22 protein-coding genes are annotated in these 22,475 nt (G+C 60.9%); 15 read left to right on the top strand and 7 right to left on the bottom strand.

Features of this window, described 5'->3' with window-relative positions; translation table 11 throughout:
• Positions 1–254: 254 nt before the first annotated feature.
• Positions 255–1,187: an alpha/beta fold hydrolase gene (locus tag ACSQ3I_RS20210; RefSeq protein WP_436001779.1), complete on the bottom strand. Its 933-nt coding sequence runs from the start codon at positions 1,185–1,187 to the stop codon at positions 255–257.
• Between the two features lie 135 nt (positions 1,188–1,322).
• A complete protein-coding gene (locus tag ACSQ3I_RS20205; RefSeq protein ID WP_436001788.1) occupies positions 1,323–3,386 on the bottom strand; it encodes a transglycosylase SLT domain-containing protein in 2,064 nt (687 codons plus the stop codon).
• 262 nt (positions 3,387–3,648) lie between these two features.
• Here ACSQ3I_RS20205 and dapA point away from each other — a divergent pair, with 262 nt between their 5' ends.
• The 3 genes from dapA (at position 3,649) to ACSQ3I_RS20190 (ending at position 5,555) form a co-directional block, all read left to right on the top strand.
• Positions 3,649–4,533: a 4-hydroxy-tetrahydrodipicolinate synthase gene (dapA, locus tag ACSQ3I_RS20200; protein WP_436001778.1), complete on the top strand. Its 885-nt coding sequence runs from the start codon at positions 3,649–3,651 to the stop codon at positions 4,531–4,533.
• A gap of 123 nt (positions 4,534–4,656) precedes the next feature.
• Positions 4,657–5,133, top strand: coding sequence for an SsrA-binding protein SmpB (gene smpB, locus ACSQ3I_RS20195; RefSeq protein WP_436001777.1), 477 nt, complete (start codon positions 4,657–4,659; stop codon positions 5,131–5,133).
• A gap of 8 nt (positions 5,134–5,141) precedes the next feature.
• Positions 5,142–5,555, top strand: a complete 414-nt coding sequence (locus tag ACSQ3I_RS20190; protein ID WP_436001776.1) for a DUF3830 family protein — start codon at positions 5,142–5,144, stop codon at positions 5,553–5,555.
• Positions 5,556–5,585: 30 nt separating this feature from the next.
• On the opposite strand, the gene ACSQ3I_RS20185 is transcribed toward ACSQ3I_RS20190, so the two are convergent.
• Both ACSQ3I_RS20185 and ACSQ3I_RS20180 read right to left on the bottom strand, forming a co-directional pair.
• On the bottom strand, positions 5,586–7,097 hold the full coding sequence (locus tag ACSQ3I_RS20185; RefSeq protein WP_436001775.1) for a methyl-accepting chemotaxis protein: 1,512 nt from the start codon (positions 7,095–7,097) through the stop codon (positions 5,586–5,588).
• 244 nt (positions 7,098–7,341) lie between these two features.
• On the bottom strand, positions 7,342–7,920 hold the full coding sequence (locus tag ACSQ3I_RS20180; protein WP_436001774.1) for an NYN domain-containing protein: 579 nt from the start codon (positions 7,918–7,920) through the stop codon (positions 7,342–7,344).
• A gap of 301 nt (positions 7,921–8,221) precedes the next feature.
• Between ACSQ3I_RS20180 and rpoZ the strand changes: the two genes are divergently transcribed.
• From rpoZ to ACSQ3I_RS20120, 12 genes are all read left to right on the top strand, one after another.
• Positions 8,222–8,629, top strand: a complete 408-nt coding sequence (gene rpoZ / locus ACSQ3I_RS20175; protein ID WP_436001773.1) for a DNA-directed RNA polymerase subunit omega — start codon at positions 8,222–8,224, stop codon at positions 8,627–8,629.
• Positions 8,630–8,728: 99 nt separating this feature from the next.
• Positions 8,729–10,969 (top strand): RelA/SpoT family protein, encoded by a 2,241-nt coding sequence (locus tag ACSQ3I_RS20170; protein ID WP_436001772.1) that lies wholly within the window; start codon positions 8,729–8,731, stop codon positions 10,967–10,969.
• A gap of 269 nt (positions 10,970–11,238) precedes the next feature.
• Positions 11,239–11,391 (top strand): DUF3563 family protein, encoded by a 153-nt coding sequence (locus tag ACSQ3I_RS20165; protein ID WP_109456773.1) that lies wholly within the window; start codon positions 11,239–11,241, stop codon positions 11,389–11,391.
• 120 nt (positions 11,392–11,511) lie between these two features.
• Positions 11,512–12,090 (top strand): DUF2062 domain-containing protein, encoded by a 579-nt coding sequence (locus tag ACSQ3I_RS20160; RefSeq protein WP_436001787.1) that lies wholly within the window; start codon positions 11,512–11,514, stop codon positions 12,088–12,090.
• Between the two features lie 62 nt (positions 12,091–12,152).
• Complete coding sequence (acpS, locus tag ACSQ3I_RS20155) at positions 12,153–12,569, top strand: holo-ACP synthase (protein WP_436001771.1); 417 nt, start codon at positions 12,153–12,155, stop codon at positions 12,567–12,569.
• An 87-nt stretch (positions 12,570–12,656) separates the two neighbouring features.
• Positions 12,657–13,400, top strand: coding sequence for a signal peptidase I (gene lepB, locus ACSQ3I_RS20150; RefSeq protein ID WP_436001770.1), 744 nt, complete (start codon positions 12,657–12,659; stop codon positions 13,398–13,400).
• Positions 13,397–14,116: a ribonuclease III gene (rnc, locus tag ACSQ3I_RS20145; protein WP_436001769.1), complete on the top strand. Its 720-nt coding sequence runs from the start codon at positions 13,397–13,399 to the stop codon at positions 14,114–14,116. The genes lepB and rnc overlap by 4 nt, the downstream gene beginning before the upstream one ends.
• 8 nt (positions 14,117–14,124) lie before the next feature.
• Positions 14,125–15,075 (top strand): GTPase Era, encoded by a 951-nt coding sequence (era, locus tag ACSQ3I_RS20140; protein ID WP_436001768.1) that lies wholly within the window; start codon positions 14,125–14,127, stop codon positions 15,073–15,075.
• Between the two features lie 88 nt (positions 15,076–15,163).
• Positions 15,164–15,913, top strand: a complete 750-nt coding sequence (locus ACSQ3I_RS20135; protein WP_436001767.1) for a Crp/Fnr family transcriptional regulator — start codon at positions 15,164–15,166, stop codon at positions 15,911–15,913.
• A gap of 329 nt (positions 15,914–16,242) precedes the next feature.
• Positions 16,243–16,608 carry a response regulator gene (locus ACSQ3I_RS20130; protein ID WP_436001766.1) on the top strand — a complete coding sequence of 122 codons (366 nt, stop codon included), beginning with the start codon at positions 16,243–16,245 and terminating at the stop codon, positions 16,606–16,608.
• Between the two features lie 114 nt (positions 16,609–16,722).
• Positions 16,723–17,496 carry a DNA repair protein RecO gene (gene recO, locus ACSQ3I_RS20125; RefSeq protein ID WP_436001765.1) on the top strand — a complete coding sequence of 258 codons (774 nt, stop codon included), beginning with the start codon at positions 16,723–16,725 and terminating at the stop codon, positions 17,494–17,496.
• The gene (locus tag ACSQ3I_RS20120; protein WP_436001764.1) at positions 17,493–18,002 is read left to right on the top strand and encodes a PaaI family thioesterase; all 510 of its coding nucleotides are present in this window, start codon (positions 17,493–17,495) and stop codon (positions 18,000–18,002) included. The genes recO and ACSQ3I_RS20120 overlap by 4 nt, the downstream gene beginning before the upstream one ends.
• 45 nt (positions 18,003–18,047) lie before the next feature.
• Here ACSQ3I_RS20120 and ACSQ3I_RS20115 read toward each other — a convergent pair whose 3' ends face one another.
• Genes ACSQ3I_RS20115 through ACSQ3I_RS20105 form a run of 3 tightly spaced genes read right to left on the bottom strand, consistent with a single transcriptional unit; the run spans position 18,048 to position 22,461 of the window.
• The gene (locus tag ACSQ3I_RS20115; RefSeq protein ID WP_436001763.1) at positions 18,048–18,905 is read right to left on the bottom strand and encodes an MOSC domain-containing protein; all 858 of its coding nucleotides are present in this window, start codon (positions 18,903–18,905) and stop codon (positions 18,048–18,050) included.
• Complete coding sequence (locus ACSQ3I_RS20110) at positions 18,905–19,594, bottom strand: HD domain-containing protein (protein WP_436001762.1); 690 nt, start codon at positions 19,592–19,594, stop codon at positions 18,905–18,907. Before ACSQ3I_RS20110 ends, ACSQ3I_RS20115 begins: the two co-directional genes overlap by 1 nt.
• 35 nt (positions 19,595–19,629) lie before the next feature.
• Entirely contained in the window at positions 19,630–22,461 is a 2,832-nt protein-coding gene (locus ACSQ3I_RS20105; protein WP_436001761.1) for a DUF2339 domain-containing protein, read from the bottom strand.
• Positions 22,462–22,475 lie beyond the last annotated feature (14 nt).

The following is a 22,475-nucleotide window of genomic DNA, read 5'->3' as shown; positions in this document are numbered from 1 at the left end:
AATGAGATTTTGCCCTCATAGGTAAATTTCGATCGCCATCACGTATTTCTGGGTTGAATTGGCGAGTTGACGCAACATCCTCACGACAACCGTCATCGCTGCCGATAGAGCAATTCCAGCAAAAGTGCGCAGCGGTCTTGCGTCAGGGATTGCGGCAAAACAAAAAGACACAGCGTTTTCGCGTTTCGGAGAAAAGCGCAAATGCTGTGGCGGCTGCGGATTGAGCGCGGGGCAGAGAGGGAGAGGGGTCGGGACTACAGGTCGCCGATGAAACGGAGAATGGCGTCGGGAATGCCCGACAGGTGAACGATGGGTGCATGGCCGTGGCCGGCCACCGTCAACGCCGTCAGGCGCGGATGGCGGCGGCGCATCTCATCGATGGTCACTTCCGAAAGCAGGGCAGAGTTTTCTCCCCGGATCACCATCAGCGGAATGGCAGTCAAGGCGTCGAACTGTTGCCACAGCGTCTGCACCGGCTGGCTGAGATCGAGATCCTTCATCTGCTGCGCGATGGCCGGATCGAAGTCACCAACTACCTTGCCGTCGATTTCGGCATAGATCGCGTAGGCCATGTCCACCCAATCCTGCTCGGTCAGGGCGGTGAAGGCACGGCCGTGGATGTCCTGCAGCAGCTTGACGGCTTCGTGCCAGTCCCGGGGTTTTTCGCCCCGATTGAGATAGGCCTTGATCTGCGCCAGCCCGGCCCCTTCGATGACCGGGCCGATATCGTTGAGGATCACGGCCTTCAGGAGGGCAGGGCGCATGCCGGCGATGAGATGCAGGGTCAGGCCGCCTCGCGAGGTTCCGAGAAATACCGCGCTCTCGATGCCAAGGGCGGCGCAGCCGGCGATCACGTCGTCGGCTTCGACCAGCAGATTGTAATGGCTCTTGTCCTCATCCCAGTCCGAAAATCCGCGACCGCGATAATCGAAACTCACGACACGCCGCGGCTTTTCGCCCTGGCTCGACAGCAAGACCGCCAACTGGTGAAAGTCGCGGGAATTGCGCGTCAGCCCCGGCAGGCAGACGAGGGCCGCACGCCCCGCCGTTCTCGGATCGTCATATCCGTAATCGCGCGCATAAAGTTTCAGGCCGTCATGCGTGTGGAACGTCCGCGACGAAAATCCGCCCTCGTAATCCTGGGTCAAGCGCCATGCCTCCTGCCGATCCGGTCGATACAGTGGCATATGTAGACGGCTTCGCGATGCTCGGAAAGCCGGCCCGAAAGCATGTCGCGCAAAAGTGCGCAGCCGTCTTGCGAAAACGACATGCGGAAACAAGGAACGGAAGCGTGAAAGCGAATCCGGAAGATCGTGAACCGCTTATCGTCCGTAACGCAGATCGTGCTCGATATCGGCGCTCTGGCCCAGCCGGGTCTTGTAGACCTGGTAGTTCTCCATCACCCGCTGCACATAATTGCGGGTTTCCGAAAACGGGATGCGCTCGACCCAGTCGACGACCTCGTCGATCGGCTTGCCGCGTGGATCGCCGTAGCGGGCGATCCATTCCGGCACCCGTTTCGGCCCGGCATTATAGGCAATGAAGGTCAGGATATAGGAGCCATCGAAGGCATCGATCTGTTCGCCGAGATAATGCGAGCCGAGCGTGGCGTTATAGCCCGCATCCGAGGTCAATTTGTCCTTCGAAAAATCAATGCCGTGACGCCCGGCGACATTCTTGGCCGTGCCCGGCAAAAGCTGCAGCAGCCCGCGGGCATTGGCCGGGGAAACGGCAGCCGGGTCGAAGGCGCTTTCCTGCCGCGCAATGGCATAAGCCAGTGCCTTGCCCGACGAGGTGATGTTGGCGCTGTCGGGGATCACGCCGACCGGGAAGGCGAGGGCCGCAACATCGACGCCACGACCGTAAGCCAGCTTGCCGACCTGCAGTGCCAGCTGGTGGCTGCGGCTCTTTTCGGCACGCGCCGACAGGATGGCGAGTTCGCCCGGATTGTCGATCTGTTCGGCAAGGGCGCGATAGAGGCTATCGGCTCGCCAGCCGTGGCCGGCGGATTCCAGCCGGGCAATGGCCTGCACGGCCTCCCGCGCCTCGAAACGCTGCCGGTCTTCGTCACTCGGCTTCGGATAGGAGACATCAATCGCCTTCTTGCCCAGCCGCGCCGCAGCGAGCTGGCCATAAAAGGTGCTGGGATAGGCGGCGGCCTTGGCGAAATAATCGCCGGCCTTGCCCGGTCCGCCCTTTTCGGCGCTCCGTCCGAGCCAGTAGAGGGCGCGTGATGCCGAAAGCGGCCTGTTCGATGCCTGCAGGATTCGCTCGAAGTGCTTGGCCGCCGCCGCCGGATCCTGGAGGCCACGCAGGGCATACCATCCGGCATGGAACTCCGCCTCGACGACATCGGTGGCGCTGCTGGCCACATGCGAAGCGGCAAGCTGGTAGGCGGCCTTGTATTTGCCCTGATCGGCAAGGCCGCGGCTGACGATGCGTTGTTCGGTCCACCACTCGCCGGGATTGACCAGCGCAGAAGGCTCGGACGGGATCAGCTTCAGCAGAGCGGCCGCCTCGACATATTTGTTCTGGCGACGCAGAAGCTCGATCCGGGCAAAGAGGTAACCGGGATCGGATTGCCACTTGGCATCGACAGCGCTCAGCAGCGCGCCGGCATTTGCCGACTTGCGGATCACTGCCGCCCATGCCTTGTAAAGCGATTGTGCCTTGCCCAGTTCGGAAAACCGCTTGGCCTGGTCGACGCGGCTGCGGAACATCAGGTAGTCCATCCGCGCCTTGTGGGTCGAGACAGACAAGAAGCCCGGAAATTCCTTGATCAGACGGTCTTCCCACGCCTTGTCGAGCGGCTCGCTGACCCAAAGCCGTTGCAGCAATGCGCCGGCCTTGGCGGCCTGTCCGGTCTCCGCCAGTGCACGTGCCAGGGCAACGCTGCCCTCCACGGTTTCCGGCGCGGTGTTGCCGAACGCGGCGATGATCTCGGCGGCTGGCGGATCTTCGGCGTAAAGCGCCCGTTCCGAGTTGCCGCGCAGGCGTGAAAGTCCCGGCCAGCCCTGCAATTCGCGCTGCGCGGCTGCGATTTCCCGCGATGGCACGCCGCGCTGGCCGGAAACGGCGATTGCCCAGGTCAGGATATGCCGGTCGAGCGAGGTCTTGGGCAGGCTATCGCGAACGGCGAGTGCGCGCACCGCGTCCTTGTTCGAAAGCGCGTCGAGCCCGGCCTTGAGTTCGGCGCTGGCGGGCACAAGCTGCGAGTTCCGCGGAATGGTGCCGGTGATCTCCGGTGTCGGCGTGATCAGGCCCATATCCTCGAAAGGCTTGCTTTCCGGCACCGGCACGAAATTGCTTTCGAGCGGAGACGCAAAGACGTTCCAGGCGATGATACCGCCGCCGACGGCCGACAATGTCAGGATGGACCTTATGATCATCCGGGATACTCGCAACAATGACCCTTTGTTTTCCATTAACCGTGATCCCCGTTAACGAAACCTTATCACGAATATTAAACTTTGCTCATGTCCGTGCGGTGACCGCCTTTCGGGCATTTGCCACGCCGGCTTTTGATTTCTCGCCAATCGTGACATGGGCCTTCTCTTGTCTTGTCGAGGCAGGTTTGTCGCTTTATGGTGCGCGAGTTTTAATCATGGAATACGGCCGAAGCATGGGCGCGGCCTCGAGGAGTTATGCATGTTCAAGGGATCCATTCCCGCTCTCGTCACGCCGTTCACCGCCACGGGCGCGGTGGACGAGGATGCCTTCGCGGCGCATGTCGAATGGCAGATCGCCGAAGGCAGCCAGGGCCTCGTGCCGGTTGGCACGACGGGCGAATCTCCGACCCTTTCCCATGAAGAACACAAACGTGTTGTCGAAGTCTGCATCGCTGTTGCTAATAAGCGCGTACCGGTGATTGCCGGCGCCGGTTCCAACAATACCCGCGAGGCGATCGAACTTGGCCAGCATGCCGAAAAAGCAGGCGCCGATGCGTTGCTCGTTGTCACCCCCTATTACAACAAGCCGACCCAGAAGGGCCTGATCGCGCATTTTTCGGCGATTGCCGAAAGCACCAAGCTGCCGATCTTCATCTACAACATTCCTGGCCGCTCCGTCGTCGACATGTCGCCGGAAACCATGGGCGTGCTTGCCAAGGCGCACGCCAACATCATCGGCGTCAAGGATGCGACCGGCAAGCTGGAGCGTGTATCGGAACAACGCATCACCTGTGGCCGCAACTTCGTGCAGCTCTCCGGTGAGGATGCCACGGCGCTGGGCTTTAATGCCCATGGCGGCGTCGGCTGTATTTCCGTCACCGCCAATGTCGCCCCGCGCCTCTGTGCGGAATTCCAGACGGCGACGCTCGCCGGCGATTATGCCCGAGCACTTGAGTTCCAGGACCTGTTGATGCCGCTGCACAAGGCGATCTTCCTTGAACCTGGTCTTTGCGGCGCCAAATACGGCCTGTCGAAGCTCGGCCGCATGAGCCGTGCCGTGCGTTCGCCGTTGTTGTCGACGCTGGAACCAGCAACCGAGGCGGCCATCGACGCTGCCCTGCGTCACGCCGGTCTGCTGAACTGATAGGAAAGACGAAGCATCACCGCTTCGTCTTCACATTCCCGTCACCTTGTCTTACATAAGGGACTTGCCCTGCCGCTCGCCGGCGGGGCATCGCATCGAGACAGAGTGATCGGATCATCCACCATGGCCCCCAAAGGCAGCCAGCGCACCGTCAACAAGATTGTCGCGGAAAACCGCAAGGCCCGCTTCAACTATGAGATCATCGATACCTACGAGGCCGGTCTGGTTCTGACCGGCACCGAGGTGAAGTCGTTGCGTGACGGCAAGGCCAATATCGCCGAATCCTATGCGTCCGATGAGGGCGAGGAGATCTGGCTGATCAATTCGCATCTGCCGGAATATCTGCAGGCCAATCGCTTCAACCACGAGCCGCGCCGTCGCCGCAAGCTTTTGCTGTCCAAGCGGGAAATCAACCGGTTGCGTGTCGCCATCAATCGCGAAGGCATGACGCTCGTACCGTTGAAGATCTATTTCAACGACAAGGGCAGGGCCAAGCTCGAATTGGCGCTCGCCAAGGGCAAGAAGCTGCACGACAAGCGCGAGACCGAGAAGGAGCGCGACTGGAATCGCCAGAAGTCGCGGCTTTTGAAGACCGGTTGAGAGCGGCCATGAGCAATCTGAAGATCACGGTCGGTCCGCACGTTTTTGTGGCCAGGATGGAACTCGAAAAAGCGCCGGAAACCTGCCGCGTCTTCCAGAGTTTCCTGCCGTTTAAAAACCAGACGATTCATTCGCGCTGGAGCGGCGAGGCGGTCTGGGTGCCGCTCGGCGATTTCACCTTCGGTGTCGGTTTCGAAAACCACACCTGCCATCCCTCCCGCGGCGATATTCTGTTGTACCCCGGCGGTCACAGCGAGACGGAACTGCTGTTTGCTTATGGCAGTTCGTCCTTCGCCAGCAAGATGGGGGCGCTTGCCGGCAACCATTTCCTGACCGTGATCAGCGGTCAGGAACATCTGGAAACAATGGGCAAGATGGTGCTGTGGCAGGGCGCCCAGCCGATCCATTTCGAAGCGGTGTAGCTTCACCGCTTCGAAAGCAAAGTCAGGGGATCAGGCGTAGCGGCGCTGGAACGAGGCGCCGCTTTCCTGGAAGCGGACGGAACCGGAAACCGTAAAGCTCGCAACCAGGCGTGCCAGCGTATTGCTGGCTTCCGTGAGGCTGCGGGTCGACATGTTGGTTTCCTGAACCATGGCAGCATTCTGCTGTGTCACCCGGTCCATGTTGTTGATCGCGGTATTGATTTCGTTGACACCTGCCGACTGTTCCTGCGCCGAGGAGGCGATGGCGGTGATGTGCTCGTTGATCGAGTGAACCTGCTGGCCGATGCTGGTCAGGGCTTCGCCGGTCTTGTTGACCAGCGATACGCCGAGGACCACGTCCTGGAAGGACTTGTCGATCAGCGACTTGATTTCCTTGGCGGCGTTGGCGGAGCGTTGCGCCAGTTCGCGAACTTCCTGGGCCACGACGGCAAATCCACGACCGGCTTCACCGGCGCGGGCCGCCTCGACGCCGGCGTTGAGCGCCAGAAGATTGGTCTGGAAGGCGATTTCGTCGATGACGCCGATGATCTGGGTGATCTTCTGCGACGACGTTTCGATCGCGCTCATCGCCTGGACAGCCTGGCCGACCACTTCGCCCGAGCGGATTGCTTCTTCGGCGGAGTTGCGGACGACAGCCTGCGCGTCACGGGTGCGGACGGCGGATTGTTGCGAGATCGCGGTGATCTGCTCGATGGCGGCGGCGGTCTGTTCGAGCGAGCTTGCCTGCTGCTCGGTGCGCTTGGCCATGTCGTCGGTCGCTGCCGAAAGCTCGGTTGTGTTGGACGCGACCAGCGTCGAGGCGCGGATGATTTCCGAGAAGGCGTTTTCGAGCTTGGCGATGGATTTGTTGTAATTGGATTTCAGCCGATCGAATTGCGGCGCAAGCGACTGGTTGATCGTCGAGGTGAGATCGCCGGCGGCCAGGCCGTTCAGGGCCGTATCCAGGGCATGCAGCGCTTCTTCTTGTTCGGCTTCCAGCCGTACGCGTTCATCCTCGACCTTCTTCCGTTCGGCGGCGAGAGCATCGAGATAGACGCTGATGCCGTAATCCATGTCGAGGAAAGCGACCTTCATGGTCACGCCGATATCGGTGGCAACCTTCTTGGCCTTGCGATCCAGCATGAAGCCCTTCAGTTCGGCGCTGACGATTGCACGAACGATTTCTTCAAGGATGAGTGCGTAACCGCCGATGTACCATCTCGGCTCAAGCCCCAGCCGCGCATGGGTGCGGCCGACGGCGGAGACGGCATCGACATAGGTCTCGTCGATCTTGCCACCGGCAAGCCGCGACCAATGCTGCTTCTGCATGCTTTTGGCATGCTGGACATGGGCCTCGCTGGAAAAGAACTTCTTCGTGTCCGGGTGAGTCTTCGCCTTGGCGTAGAACAGGTCGAGCGAACGATCGAGCGAACCGACGATGACGGGGGCGATTTCCGCAATGGCCCTTTTTTGTTCCGACCCGAGGCCGAGAAAGTCCATCCTGTCGTTCAGAAGTTTGCTTTTCGAAGTATGGCCACTCATCAACAATATCGCCCGGAATGAGAAAAAAATTCACGACGTGCCGATGAAGTCGGCCGCGCACAAATTCACTCTGGCTAATTTATCCTTAAAATGGTGTTAATGCCGGCCCCAACTATTGATCTCTGAGAAGATGCAGGGCCGGTATCGGGATATACGTAATCGCTTATATTCTATCGGCAAATTTCCAGTGTGGCGATCTCTCGCGCCGCTTCGCGGAGACCGTCGTTCCACAGGGCGGAAAGGGTCAGGACTGGAACTCGTCGTCGGCCGGTTCCGCAGGGCGCGGTGCCCGTTCGGAAGGGTCACGCCCGACTTCGCTTTTCAGGCTCATCAGGTCGATGAAGTGATCGGCCTGCCGGCGCAGGTCGTCGGCAATCATCGGCGGTTGTGTCACCATCGTCGAGACGACGGACACTTTGCGCCCCCTGCGCTGCAGGGCTTCCACAAGAGTTGTGAAATCACCGTCGCCGGAGAAGATAACCAGGTGATCGACGGTCTCGGATTGTTCCATCGCGTCGATAGCAAGTTCAATATCCATGTTGCCTTTGATCTTGCGTCGGCCCATGGAATCGGTAAATTCTTTGGCAGGCTTAGTAATGACCTTGTAACCGTTGTAATCAAGCCAATCTATAAGCGGTCTGATCGATGAGTATTCCTGGTCTTCAATAAGGGCGGTATAGTAATATGCGCGAAGAAGATAGCCGCGTTTTTGAAACGCTTTCAGTAGCTTGCGATAGTCGATATCGAAACCAAGACTTTTCGACGCTGCGTAAAGATTTGCCCCATCTATAAAAAGAGCAATTTTTTCCCGTGGATCAAACATGGCGCTTCAATTCCCGTTCGCGCGAAATGATATATGTTCCGCCATCAAGTAAACGAGGTCATGCCCTGGTCGCGGAACGGAATAATTCATGTACATTAAGAACTATTCATATATCTTTCATTTAGGGCACGACTCAAGATAATCCAAGCAACCGAGGGTAGAATTTGCGCGGTAAGCGTGCCGGCTGTATAAAATATGGGACATGGCGGCGATGGCAGCCTGCAGGAAAAACTTGAATTCGCCGCACTTTGATTGTATCGGGCGTGCTAATTCATGAAAACTCGACCGTAAAGGACAGGCAATGGCCCGTGTCACAGTAGAAGATTGCATCGACAAGGTTGATAACCGTTTCGAACTGGTGCTCCTTGCCAGCCATCGTGCCCGTCAGATTTCGCAAGGTGCATCGATCACCATCGACCGTGACAACGACAAAAACCCCGTCGTCGCGCTGCGCGAAATCGCCGACGAGACCCTGTCGCCCGACGATCTCAAGGAAGACCTGATCCACTCGCTGCAGAAGCATGTGGAAGTCGACGAACCGGAACACGATCCGGCTGCGCTGATCGGCGCCCAGGGCGGCGTTGCTGCCGACAAGGGCGACGAGGAAGACGATCTGCCGGAAACGCTGACCTTCGACCAGATGTCGGAAGAAGATCTGCTGGCCGGTATCGAAGGCCTCGTGCCGCCGGAAAAGAGCGACGATTACTAATCGTCAATCTTTATTCCTCTATGTATTCTTTCGCGTTGCAATGGCGCGCGCCAATCCTATGATTGGCGCGTTTTTTATTTTCTCCCGGAGTAGCTTTGGATGATGCGGCAATACGAGCTCGTCGAGCGCGTTCAGAAATACAAGCCGGATGCCAATGAAGCGCTGCTCAACAAGGCCTATGTCTATGCGATGCAGAAACATGGGCAGCAAAAACGCGCGAGCGGCGACCCCTATATCTCGCATCCGCTGGAAGTCGCGGCGATCCTGACGGAACTGCATCTCGACGAATCGACCATCGCCGTCGCCCTGCTGCACGATACGATCGAGGATACGACCGCAACGCGAGCCGAGATCGATGAGCTTTTCGGCGAGGATATCGGTGCGCTTGTCGAAGGCTTGACGAAGATCAAGAAGCTCGACCTCGTCACCAAGAAGGCCAAGCAGGCCGAAAACCTGCGCAAGCTGCTGCTGGCGATTTCCGACGACGTTCGCGTTCTGCTCGTCAAGCTTGCCGACCGCCTGCACAACATGCGCACCCTGGAGCATATGAACCAGGAGAAGCGCGCCCGCATTTCCGAAGAGACCATGGACATCTATGCGCCGCTCGCCGGCCGCATGGGTATGCAGGACATGCGCGAGGAGCTGGAACAGCTCTCCTTCCAGTACATCAATCCCGAAGCCTACGAGACCGTCACCAAGCGTCTGGAGGAGCTTTCAGCCCGCAATGAAGGCTTGATCCGCAAGATCGAGGAGGAGTTGCGCGATCTGCTGGTTGCCAACGGGCTGACCAACGCCTTCGTCAAGGGGCGCCAGAAGAAGGCCTATTCGGTTTTCCGCAAGATGCAGTCGAAATCGCTCTCCTTTGAGCAGCTGTCCGACGTCTACGGTTTCCGCATCATCGTCGACGATATTCCGGCCTGTTACCGGGCGCTCGGCATCGTCCATACGCGCTGGCGCGTGGTGCCCGGCCGCTTCAAGGACTATATCTCGACGCCGAAGCAGAACGACTACCGTTCCATCCATACAACCATCGTCGGCCCCTCCAACCAGCGCATCGAACTGCAGATCCGCACGCGACGCATGCACGAGATCGCCGAGTTCGGCATCGCGGCGCATACGCTTTACAAGGACGGTGCGACGGGCGGCGACAGCGATCTTCTCTCGCGTGAAAGCAATGCCTATTCCTGGCTGCGTCACACGATCGAATCCTTGGCGGAAGGCGATAGCCCCGAAGAGTTCCTGGAGCATACCAAGCTTGAGCTTTTCCAGGACCAGGTCTTCTGTTTCACTCCGAAAGGCAAGCTGATCGCCCTGCCGCGTGGGGCGACGCCGATCGATTTCGCCTACGCCGTCCATACCAATATCGGCGACACCACCGTCGGCGCCAAGATCAACGGCCGGATCATGCCGCTGGTGACGCGGCTGGCCAATGGCGACGAGGTGGAGATCATCCGCTCCGGCGTGCAGGTTCCGCCGGCCGCCTGGGAAGAAATCGTCGTCACCGGCAAGGCGCGTGCCGCCATCCGCCGCGCGACGCGCATGGCCATCCGCAAGCAATATGCCGGCCTCGGCCATCGCATTCTCGAGCGTACCTTCGAGCGAGCCGGCAAGATATTTTCCAAGGATGTGATGAAGCCGGCGCTGCACCGGCTCGGCCGCAAGGAAGTCGAGGATGCCATCGCCTCCGTCGGGCGAGGGGAGATTTCATCGCTCGACGTGCTGCGGGCAGTCTATCCCGATCACCAGGACGAGCGCGTCACCGTCAAGCCGAACAGTGACGAAGGCTGGTTCAACATGCGCAGCGCCTCGGGCATGGTGTTCCGCATCCCCGGAAAAAACAAGGCCGACCTCGATCGCTCGCAACTTGGCGAAGAGGCCGGCAGCGATCTGGAGGTTCTGCCGATCCGCGGCATTACCAACAATGCCGAGGTGCATTTTTCGTCGTCCGGCGCCGTGCCCGGCGATCGTATCGTCGGCATCATGGAGAAGGGCAAGGGGATCACCATCTACCCGATCCAGGCGCCGGCACTGCAGCGCTTCGATGACGAGCCGGAAAGCTGGATCGATATCCGCTGGGATCTCGACGAAGCCAACAAGTCACGCTTCATGGCGCGCCTGATGATCAACGCGCTGAACGAGCCGGGCACGCTGGCCAAGGTGGCGCAGACCATCGCGACCCTGGACGTCAACATTCGCGGCCTGACCATGATCGGCGTTGCCACCGACTTCACCGAGATGGCGGTCGATGTCGAAGTGTGGGATCTGCGCCAGCTGAACCATCTGCTGGCACAGATCAAGGATCTCGACTGCATTGCGACGGTCAAGCGCGTCTTCGACTGAGGTCGCGCTTCTTTCCCTCTCAATTGGCCGGGTCGCCCTGCGGGGTGCCCGACGCGCTGCTGTGCCGGCCTGCACCCATCCGTTGTGCATTTTCGCCCCTTTGTGGCCGTGTTGTTTGGCAAATGCCTTTCAAATGGGCAAGAAAATGGCGATCAGATCGTCAAGATATGCGCATTGCGCATGGCTGATTGTGCGATGCAACATTAGTAAAAAGCCAGGCGAAGGACTATCTTCATCTCATCGAAAAGATTGAAGGAAAGGACCACGTCATGTTCGGTCAAATCAAGAAAATCGCCCGTGCCCTGCGCGTTCCCAGCGTTGAAGAACGGGAAATGGCTTATCTCAACGGCGCCGGCGACCGTGTGGATCTGGAATATCGCCAGCGTCAGGTTGATCGCGGCCTGTTCCGTCGCGGCTTCTAAGCTCCGCCGATTTTATGATGTCAGCCATGCGGCTGCGTCATAGGAAAGCGTGGTTGCTTTGGCAACCGCGCGGCGGGTGTGGTCTTGTCATGTCGGACCTCGATGCACTACATGTGCGCCATGCTGTTTCGACGCCGCAAGCCTGCCCGATTGTCTGAGAAGTTGCGGGAGTTCGTCTGGCCCCGCAAAGGCTTCATGCGGTCATTCCGCTATTTCCGAATGCGGCTGCTGCGACTAAGCGCGTCGCCCCATTCCATCGCGACCGGCTTTGCCTGCGGTATTGCCTTGTCCTGGACACCGTTCCTCGGATTTCATCTCGTTCTGGCGATCGTCGTTGCCTACCTGCTTGCCGGAAACCTCGTCGCGGCCGCCCTTGGTACTACCGTCAGCAACCCCGCGACCTTTCCCTTCATCTCGGCCCTGACCTGGGAAACCGGGAAATGGCTTCTGGGGACGAATGGCGAAAAGAGCCATATCGATCTTGCGGCTCTGTTCGAGAGCCTGGATTTCGCGCAGCTTTGGGAGCCGGTGCTCAAGCCGATGCTGGTCGGCGCTATTCCTTTCGCCGCCATCAGCTCCACCCTTCTTTACGGACTGGCGTTTCTTGCCGTGCGCAGCTTCCAGCGCCGCCGGCATTTGCGGCTGCTTGAGCGGGCGCGAAATCAGCTGCGTTATCCCGACGAAATTTCAAGCGTTTGACGATATTGGATGGCTGCCGGCGTCTTTCGCGCCGGAGGCGACTGTGTGGAAGGTTGGAAAGAATGATCATCGGCATCGGCAGCGATCTCATCGACATCACGCGAGTTGAAAAATCCATCGAACGGTTTGGCGAGCGTTTCACCCATCGCTGCTTTACCGATGTCGAGCGGGCACGCTCGGATCGCCGCGCCAATCGCGCCGCCTCTTATGCCAAACGGTTTGCCGCCAAGGAGGCCTGCTCCAAGGCGCTCGGCACCGGCCTGGCCGAAGGCGTGTTCTGGAAGGACATGGGTGTCATAAACCTGCCATCGGGAAAGCCGACGATGAAGCTGACCGGCGGTGCCGAGGAGCGCCTCAAGGCCCTGCTGCCGGAGGGACACATGGCGGTCATCCACCTGACGATCACCGACGAGCACCCTTATGCTCAAGCTTTCGTCATCATCGAAGCCCGCCCGGAAATCGCCTCAGGAACCGTATAGCATGGGGTTTCTTGAGCGTCGGCATTGCCGCGAGCCGATGAAGCAGCTAGAGAGAGGCCAATTACCGTGTTGAAGGAAGATGCCTGCGTGTCCGAAAAAGTTGAGAAGAAGCAGAATGCGCTTTGGGAAAACATAAAGGTCATCGTCCAGGCTCTGGTTCTGGCGATGGTCATCCGGACCGTTCTTTTCCAGCCCTTCACCATTCCGTCGGGCTCGATGATGCCGACATTGCTGGTCGGCGACTACATCTTTGTCAACAAGTTCGCTTACGGCTATTCGAAATATTCCTTGCCGTTCTCGCCGAACCTGTTCAGCGGTCGCATCTTCGGCAGCGAGCCGGCGCGTGGCGACGTTGTCGTCTTCCGCTTCCCGCCGAACCCGGACATCGATTACATCAAGCGTGTCATCGGCCTGCCCGGCGACCGGGTGCAGATGATTGCCGGCGTGCTTCACGTCAACGGCCAGGCCGTGCCGAAGGAGCCGGACGGCACCTTCACATCTGACTACAAGATGGATCCGGGCGAAGATGTGCCGGTGTTCCGCGAGACGCTGGATACGGGCGTGGCCTACGACACGCTCGATCAGTCGCCGAATTCGCGTGGCGACAACACGCGTGAGTTCATCGTGCCGGACGGCCATTATTTCATGATGGGCGACAACCGCGACAATTCCGCCGACAGCCGCTTCGATGTCGGCTTCGTGCCGGCGGAAAACCTGATCGGCCGCGCCAGCATCATCTTCTTCTCGCTCGGCAATGATACGGCCTTCCGCGAGATCTGGCGTTGGCCCGCCAACATGCGTTGGGATCGCCTGTTCAAGGTTGTCGAATGAGCAAGCCGGTAGCCCTTTCGCCGGCGGATCGCCTCCGGCTGGAAACGGTGATCGGTCATGAATTCGCGCAGAAGGAGCGCCTGGACAGGGCGCTCACCCATTCGAGCGCCCGTTCTGGCAAGGCGGGGAACTACGAACGTCTGGAGTTCCTCGGCGACCGGGTGCTCGGCCTGTGCATCGCCGAACTGCTGTTCCGCACCTTCGCAAATGCCGGTGAAGGGGAACTCTCAGTCCGCCTCAACCAGCTTGTCAGCGCCGAGACCTGTGCCGAAGTGGCCGACGAAATGGAGCTGCACCGCTTCATCCGCACCGGCGCCGACGTCAAGAAGCTGACCGGCAAGCGCATGCTCAACGTCCGTGCCGACGTGGTGGAAAGCCTGATTGCCGCACTTTATCTCGACGGCGGTCTGGAGACGGCCCGCGGCTTCATCCTGCGATATTGGGAAAAGCGCGCCACCCGCGCCGATGCCGCCCGCCGGGACGCCAAGACCGAGCTGCAGGAATGGGCCCACGCGAAATTCGCGGTGACGCCGCAATATCGGGTTGAAGATCGCTCCGGTCCGGATCATGATCCACGCTTCACCGTGACGGTCGAAATACCCGGTGTAGCGCCTGAGACAGGCGTCGAGCGCTCGAAGCGGGCGGCGGAACAGGTCGCGGCGATGAGATTATTGGAACGCGAAGGCGTTTGGCAGGCGGCGCCTGCAGAAAAATGACGGACAAGATGGCAGAAGATCAAGACACGCCCGGCACGGAAGACGACGTTTCGGTCGCGCAAGGCCCCACCCATTCCGGCTTCGTCGCGCTGATTGGCCCGACCAATGCCGGCAAGTCGACCCTGCTTAACCGCCTTGTCGGCGCCAAGGTGTCGATCGTCAGCCACAAGGTGCAGACGACGCGCGCCGTGGTGCGCGGCATCGCCATCCATAACAACGCCCAGATCGTCTTCATGGATACGCCCGGCATCTTCAAGCCGCGCCGCCGGCTGGACCGTGCTATGGTGACGTCGGCCTGGGGCGGTGCCAAGGATGCCGACCTGATCATGCTGCTGATCGACAGCGAACGCGGCCTGCGCGGCGATGCCGAGGCGATTCTCGAAGGCCTCAAGGACGTGCCGCAGCCCAAGATCCTGGCGCTCAACAAGATCGACCAGGTGCGCCCGGAAGATCTTTTGAAGCTTGCCGCCGCTGCCAACGAGAAGATTGCCTTCGAACGCACCTTCATGATTTCGGCCACGACCGGCTCGGGTTGCGAAGACATCATGGATTATCTGGCCGAAACCCTGCCGGAGGGGCCGTGGTATTATCCGGAAGACCAGATTTCCGACCTGCCGATGCGCCAGCTCGCCGCCGAAATCACCCGCGAGAAGCTGTTTTTGCGGCTGCATCAGGAATTGCCCTATTCTTCGCATGTCGAGACCGAGAAGTGGGAAGAGCGCAAGGACGGCTCCGTTCGCATCGAACAGGTGATCTACGTCGAGCGCGAAAGCCAGAAGAAGATCGCGCTCGGCAAGAACGGCGAAGCGATCAAGTCGATCTCGACGGCGTCGCGCAAGGAGCTTTCCGAAATCCTCGAGCAGCCGGTACACCTCTTCCTGTTCGTCAAGGTGCGTGAAAACTGGGGCGACGATCCCGAGCGTTTCCGTGAGATGGGTCTGGAGTTTCCACGCGGATAAGCGGGAACAACCGGGAACATTGTCGCTATTCGAGCGTTAGAGCATCGGTGGTCGTCTGTCCGGCCACTTTCTCTAACCTCGGGTAACAATGGCCTCCAAGCTCAACAACTCCAGAAAGACCCCCTGCGAGCTTTGTCCGCTGCGGCCCCTGCCGCATTTTCGGGAATTTACCTCGGAAGAACTCGATTTCGTTTCCGATTTCAAGAAAGGCGAACTGACCGTCGATCCCGGCGCAGTCGTGCTTCTCGAAGGTGCGCGCAGCGCGCATCTTTATACTGTGCTTACGGGATGGGCCTTCCGCTACAAGATGCTGGAGGATGGTCGCCGGCAGATTCTCAACTACGTCATGCCGGGTGACCTCGTCGGGTTGCAAGGATCGATCACCGGTGAGATGCAGCATTCGGTCGAGGCGCTGTCGACCGTGACGTTGTGCGTCTTCGAGAGGACCCAGCTTCATACGTTGTTTTCGCGTTATCCTACTCTGGCCTACGATATCACCTGGATCGCGGCCCGGGAGGAACGCATTCTCGATGAACATCTCCTGAGCATCGGCCGGCGAACGGCGATCGAGCGGGCTGCCTACCTGCTGGCCTTTCTGGCGCAGCGGGCCAAGGTGCTCAAGATGGTGGAGGGCCGGATGTTGCTGCCGATCACCCAGCAGCATGTCGCCGATACGCTCGGCCTCTCCATCGTTCACACCAACAAGACCTTGAAGAAACTCGCCGACCGTGGCGCCATCGTCTGGCGCGATCGCAGCTGCGATGTGGTTGACCAGGAAGCCTTGCGGGCGATCTCGGGATGGTACGGCGTGGAAGAAAAGTCTCGACCTTTCATTTGAACGATTTGCAACGAAGGTTTATATCTTTTTTAAATGCGCCGGCGGGGTCGCCGGAATAGGGTGAACGCAGCTTTCTGCCATCATCGATTCCCATCGACAGGTGGGAGGCGAGAAAAACGGGGCGGGCGAAGGCGAGTGTTTTCGCCATAGGGTAAGTGCGAGGCGATGAAATCGATCCAGTTGGAGGCCGCTTCGTCGGCGGAAGGATTGCGGTGCGGAGTGTTTCCGTTCGATGACGCCGAGTGCTTTTGGCATGGCGCGTGGCAAGGATATGCGGTTGCACGGGCCGTCTTGCCGCCAAAGGGCAAATGCCAGAAGAGAGAGAACGATTGATCACGCCGCACCACATTCTTGTCCTTGAGGACAGCCTGATCATCGCCATGGAGGCCGAGGATATCTTTCGTGGCCTCGGAGCGAGCGAAATCTATGTCGCCAGCAACCTGCGCGAGGCAGAGGAATTGATCGATGTCCATCCGATCGATTTTGCGCTTCTGGATGTCAACCTCGGCTCGACCATGAGCTTCGATTTCGCCCGGTCGCTGCGTGAAAAGGGCGTTCCTTTCGGTTTTTCGAGCGGTTACCCGGACAATACGGATTTCCCGGACGACCTGAAGGGCATCTCGCTTCTGCGCAAGCCCTTCGGCGAGGATACCATCCTGCAACATCTCGCCGACGTGTTTGGCAAGCGCGGTTGACGGTTCGAGTTGCCGCCAGCATCGGCGGCATGGGCAGGGCGTGTCATTGACGGTTTCCCTTCGCCACCCGTTGCGCTAGGTTCGGCAAAACAAATCAGGACGGTTATCCCGCCGATGCAGTGGCAGGAACAGGCGATCATTCTCGGTATCAAGCGGCTCGGTGAAACCAGCGTCATCGCCGAAGTGATGACGCGTGGGCGCGGCCGGCATCTCGGCCTGGTGCGCAATGGCCGTTCGCGCAGCATGCAGCCGGTGCTGCAGGCCGGAAACGAGGTCGAGGTTACCTGGCGGGCGCGGCTCGACGAACATCTCGGCGAATTCAAGATCGAACCGGTGCGACTGCGCGCCGCGCAACTGATGGAAACGGCGACCGCCGTCTATGGCATCCAGGCCATGGCCGCCTTGTTGCGCCTGCTGCCGGAGCGCGATCCGCATCCGCATCTTTTCGAGGCGCTGGACGTCATTCTCGGCCATCTGCACGAACCCGCGGGCGCCGGCGAACTGTTCATCCGTTTCGAGCTTGCCGTGCTCAACGACCTCGGTTACGGCCTCGATCTCAACGAATGCGCCGCAACTGGCAGCAATGACGATCTCATCTATGTTTCCCCGAAATCCGGCCGTGCCGTCTGCCGCTCGGCGGGCGCACCCTATGCCGAACGCCTGCTCGCCCTGCCGTCGTTTCTTGCAGCGAGCGACAGCAAAGCCGCCGATTACCACAGCCTGGACGCTGCCTTCCGCCTCACGGCATTTTTCCTCCATCGCCACGTCTACGAGCCGCGTGGCCTGACGGTGACATCGGCGCGAGACGGTTTTGTCCAGGCCGCCCTGAAAGCGCTCAAACCTTCCGATCCTTCGGCGGGACCATCATTGGAGACCATGCGCGCATGACATTGGAAGTGATCCCCGGGGTCGAGGTCGCCGGCCTCGGCACGATTCCGCTCGAAGCCCTGGCGCGTGACGGCGGGCTGAAGATCTTGCAGGATCTGGTGAACGGTCTGCATCCCGCGCCGCCGATTGCCGCCACGCTCAGTTTCGTGCTGACCGAAGCGGAGGCCGAGCGCGTGGTGTTCCGTGGGCTACCCAAGGTCGAATATCTCAATCCGCTCGGCACGATCCACGGTGGTTGGACGGCGACGGTGATGGATTCGGCGCTTGCCTGCGCTGTCATGACGACGCTTGCACCCGGCGAGGCTTATACGACGGTGGAATTCAAGGTGAATTTCCTGCGCCCGCTGCTGCCGGATGGCGGTGAGGTGAGCTGCGAGGGCAGGGTGGTGCATCGCGGCAAGACACTGGCAACCTCCGAGGCATTTTTGCGCGACGCCAGGGGTCGGTTGATTGCTCATGGCACGGAGACCTGCGCCATCTTCCCGCTGGCGAACCTCGCCCGGTAGGGACAGCAAGACCTGTTGCCGATGCGGCCTGCGCCTTATCAGCAGTCAGGAAGCCCGCCGCTTGATCGCCCAGCCTTCCGGCCGCTCGGCGACAATGTTCACCTGGTCGCCGATGCCGATGCTGCCTTCGCCACGCGGTACGGCGTTCCAGCCAAACAGCGGGCCGGGCACGCGGCGGTCGGCCGACATGCGGATGCGGCCCATCGCCGGCATCGGTGAGGCGACGTCGCGGGAGCCGGTGCGCTGGTCTTGCGTGGTCATGATGCAGCGGGCGCAGGGCTTGACGAGGTCGAGCCTCAAACCGCCGATCTCGATGGCAGCCCACCGGTCTTCCGCCCATGGTTCATCGCTGTCGATGACGATGTTGGGCCGGAAGCGATCCATGCCGACACCTGCCTCGCCATGGGCTGCCATGTCGTCGTTCAAGGCTTTAAGCGAACCCGTCGTCGTCACCAGGATCTGGTAGCCATCGGCAAACCGGACCGGCGTGCCTTCGCCGGCCCATTCGGTGCTGGCGATCCGCTTCGAAGCGTCGTCGAAGAAAACCAGCCGCACCGGCCGCTCCAGCCAGTCGCTCAGCGTCGCGTTGACCGATTCTTCGGAGAGCGCTGCGCTCAACTCGGATTTCCAGATGTCGACACCGAGACGATCTTCGCCCGTCGGCCGGGCAGCGATGATCTCACCTTTGCCGTCCATCGCCAGCCGAAGCCCGCCGCCTTCGACCGGTTCGACACTGATGCGCGCCAGCGCCGGCATGTCTCGCTGGGTGATGAAATGCCCGTCCGGATCGGTCAGCATGGCGAAACGGTCGCCTGCCATGCCGAAGGCATCGATCCTGGCGCTATCCCGCGCGATACCGCGGGCGCTCTTGAACGGATAGACGAAGAGGTTGGTGACGCGCATCAAAAACTCCCTTGGATTTCGTCGAGAAAGAGGTCGTAGACCTGTTGCAGCCGGTCGTGACGTTCTTGCGCCAGCTTCGCGCCCTCGGCTGTCTGGAAACCGTCCGCCAGTTTGAAAAGCTTGGCGGCGAAATGATCGATGGCATAGGTCCGGTCGTCGAGTGGCCGGTCTTTCGCCTTGGGATCGGCGACGTCGTAGAGCGCCGATCCCATGCGGCCCGCGACATAGAAGCAGCGGGCGGCGCCCACCATGCCGATCGCGTCGAGGCGGTCGGCGTCTTGCAGAATTTTGGCCTCCAGCGTTTCCGGGGCGATGTTTGCCGAAAAGCTGTGCGCCGTGATGGCGTGGGCGACGGCAGCGATATCCCGCGCCTGCCAGCCAAGATTGTCGAGGATCCCGGCGGCTTTATCCGCAGCAAGCCGCGAGGCCTGGGCGCGCAGCGGGGAGTTCTTCTCGACGGCGACGCAATCGTGCAGCAGCACGGCGGCAGCCAGAACCTGCCCGTCACCGCCTTCGGCGGCGTGGATGCGCATGGCGTTGCGATAGACACGCAGTAGATGAGCAACATCGTGCGAACCGTCATCGCCTTCCGTTGCATGCGGCAACAACTGTGCCGCCAGCGACTGGTATGGCGCGAAGGCAGAACTGAGAGCGTGCGGGGACGGAAGGGAAGGGCTTTGGTGCGACATGTGCGATCCTTACCGTCTTCGGCTTCGGTCGGCAATCACTCCTCGGCCGTGACCTCCCGGCGCGGCCCGCCGCTTCCCTTGCTGGTGAGGATGCGCTGGTAAAACAGGCCGATGCCGATCAGCACGATGCCGAGGCCGATGAAGGAGATCGGGCGCAGCACGCCTTCGAGGTTCGACATATCGATGAGAAACACCTTGACGACCGTCAGGAACACCAGCACCGCGGACGCGATCCGCAGGCTCTTGGCGTCGAAGCGCGAGCCGAGGCCGAGCAGGATGACGCCGATCAGCAGCCAGACGACCGAATAGCTGTAGGTTTCGCCCTGCAGAAAACCTTTCCAGTCCTGCAGGTTTTCGCCCTGCCAGAACCGTCGCACCGACAGCGTTGCCCAGGCAAAACCCAGCACGGCTCCTGCGACCGCAAGCGCCGTGACATAGGCTATCGGACGGCGGTTGCGAGCATAGTAGGCGAGGCCGGCATAAGCGATGCCGGGCAGCAGGTAGCCGATCAGCAGCAGGTTGAGGAACGGCAGGCGGCCGGTGTTTTCGCCGGTGAAGTAGGGATTGAGCGTCAAGAGGTGGGCGCCGAGGATTGTAAGCATCGACAGGATGCCGGCCAGCATCGAGCCGTAGCGGAAAACCGAACTTGGCGAACGGAAGTCGAGCGTCATCAGCACGGCCGAGGCGCCGATGGTCAGCAACGTGTAGATGGACTGCTCGCTGAGCGTCGGCACATCGCCCTGCAGCACGCCGCCGTTCATGGCATGGCGCACCAGGATGGCGATGGTGAGGAACACCATCAGGCTGGCCAGCGCCTGCAGCAGGTTGCGGATCCGGAGATCCGCCCAGGCCCGCAGTTCGAATGCGGCGATGGCCGCCAGCAACGCCGGTATGCCGTAGCCGACGGCGAGCACGTTGAACATCGGGCGGGTGCCGAGACGTTCCACGCCGACGATGGTTGGGTCGACGGCAATTTGCGCCAGGACGAGAACGCATGCCGCAGCCATCGCCCAGGGCAACATTGCCCATGGCCGGAAGCGTGTTGCAACGACGAAGGCAAAACCGATGATCGCGGTGCCGACAATCGTCTGCACGTCGTGGGTCAGGCAGTGGAGGGCGAAGACAAAGGCGGCAAAGGCGCCGGCAACCAGCCAGCCGACCGTCGCCCCGTCGCTTTCGCCGTCACTGCGCCGTGACAGCCATTCGGCACCGGCGAGATAAGCAAGGCCGAGCCCGATGCCATAGAGCGCATGCGTCCAGTCCCGGTCGAGATTGCCGAAATTCACAAAGCTGAGCCCGGCGCCGATCAGGGGCACCACGACGGCAAGCGCGCACCACAGGGTCGAGAACTGCGGCTCACCCCGGCCATGCCGGTATAGGAAGCTGAAGCCGAACAGCACGAACATGGCCCCCAGTCCGAGGCAAAGGGCGATCTCGGTACCGTAGTTCGTGCCCGTGGTGCCGGGCACGACGGCGAGGCCCATCACTTCCGGATAAAGGCTGGTGACGGCCAGGAGCATCATGCCGGCGACGGTGCCGAGCGCGGCAAAGATTGCGGCCAGTGCCGCATACAGCCGGCCGGCGCCGAATGCGGCAATCGTAGCGATCACGGCTGCGAAGGTGAAGGCCGGGTCCATCGTCGAAGGCGTCGGTACGGCGATCATCGCCAATTCCGGCAGCATGGCCGCAAGGCTGGCGGTGACGGTGAGCGCGGCCGGCGGGCGGGCGAAAAGACGCTCCCACGGTCCCGGCTGCCAACCGCGATTGACGGCAACCGGGGCAGCGGCAGCGTCGGTCTCTGCGGCTGGCGCGTCGTCCGTATCGGCGATCGCCGCGGCTTCGCCGAAGCTCTTTCCGGGCCAGAGGAATATCGTGCCGGCCAGCATGACCAGCAGCGCAAGCGTTGGCGGAACCGGATCGATAACCGGCGTCTGGACGACATAGGCAAGCGCCCACATCGCCATGCCGACATTGGCAAGCGCCGGCACGATCGTCCAGCGCCGAAAACGAGCTGTGGCGACCGTCGCCAGCCAGCTGATGGCGAGAAAGGCGAAGAGGGCGCGGATATCCGGCGCGTCGGTGGAGATCAGCGCCGGCGTGAGCATCGAACCCAGCAGGCCGACACCCGCCAGTGCCTGGCCGTGCAGCAGCGACAGGCCAAGGGTCGCGAACCCGACGATGGCGAGCATGAAGAAGGCCGGCGTCGGGCCGATGAAGCTGTAGATGGCATAGGCGGCATAGACGACACCGAACAGGGTCACCGCGCCGGCTGCCGTCAGCACGCCGGGAATCATGGCGTTGCGGAAGGCATCCTTTTCGAGCGGCAATGCCCGGCGACGCACCACTTCGCCGGCGGCGAACAAGGCGAGGCCGAAGATGGCCGCCATGACCAGCCGCACGGCAGGGCTCAGCAGGCCGCTTTCGATGGAATATTTGATCAGGAAGATGCCACCGAAAGCCAGGGCGAGGCCGCCGACCCAGACTGCCCAGCGGGCGCCGAGCCAGCTTTCCAGGCTTTCCCTGTTCGGCAATTCCCGGGCAGCGACTTGGGGAGGAATGTCGTCTGCCGGCGGGATCGTTTCGGGCAAGACGACATCCGCTGCGGGCAGCGTGGTTTCGGTTGCCTCGGCCGTGTCCGTCGGTGCGGCAACCTGTTCCTGCACCTCTGCCGTTTCGCCGTCTGCGGGTGCAAGCGCGGTGGCTTGCGTCGCGGTCACGTCGGCCACAGCCGGAGGCGCGCGCTGCAACTCGGCCAACTGCGAGGTCAGCCGGTTGATTTCCCGCTCCATGGTCCGCAGACGCCGGTCATTGCCGCGCTGCATGACAAAGCCGATGATGAAGACGAGAACAAGGAGAATTTCGAACATGCCCCACCAGAAAT

The organism is Rhizobium sp. LjRoot30 (assembly GCF_964253915.1).
Classification (GTDB): Bacteria; Pseudomonadota; Alphaproteobacteria; order Rhizobiales; family Rhizobiaceae; genus Metarhizobium.
This window is presented reverse-complemented; position numbering and strand designations above follow the sequence as displayed.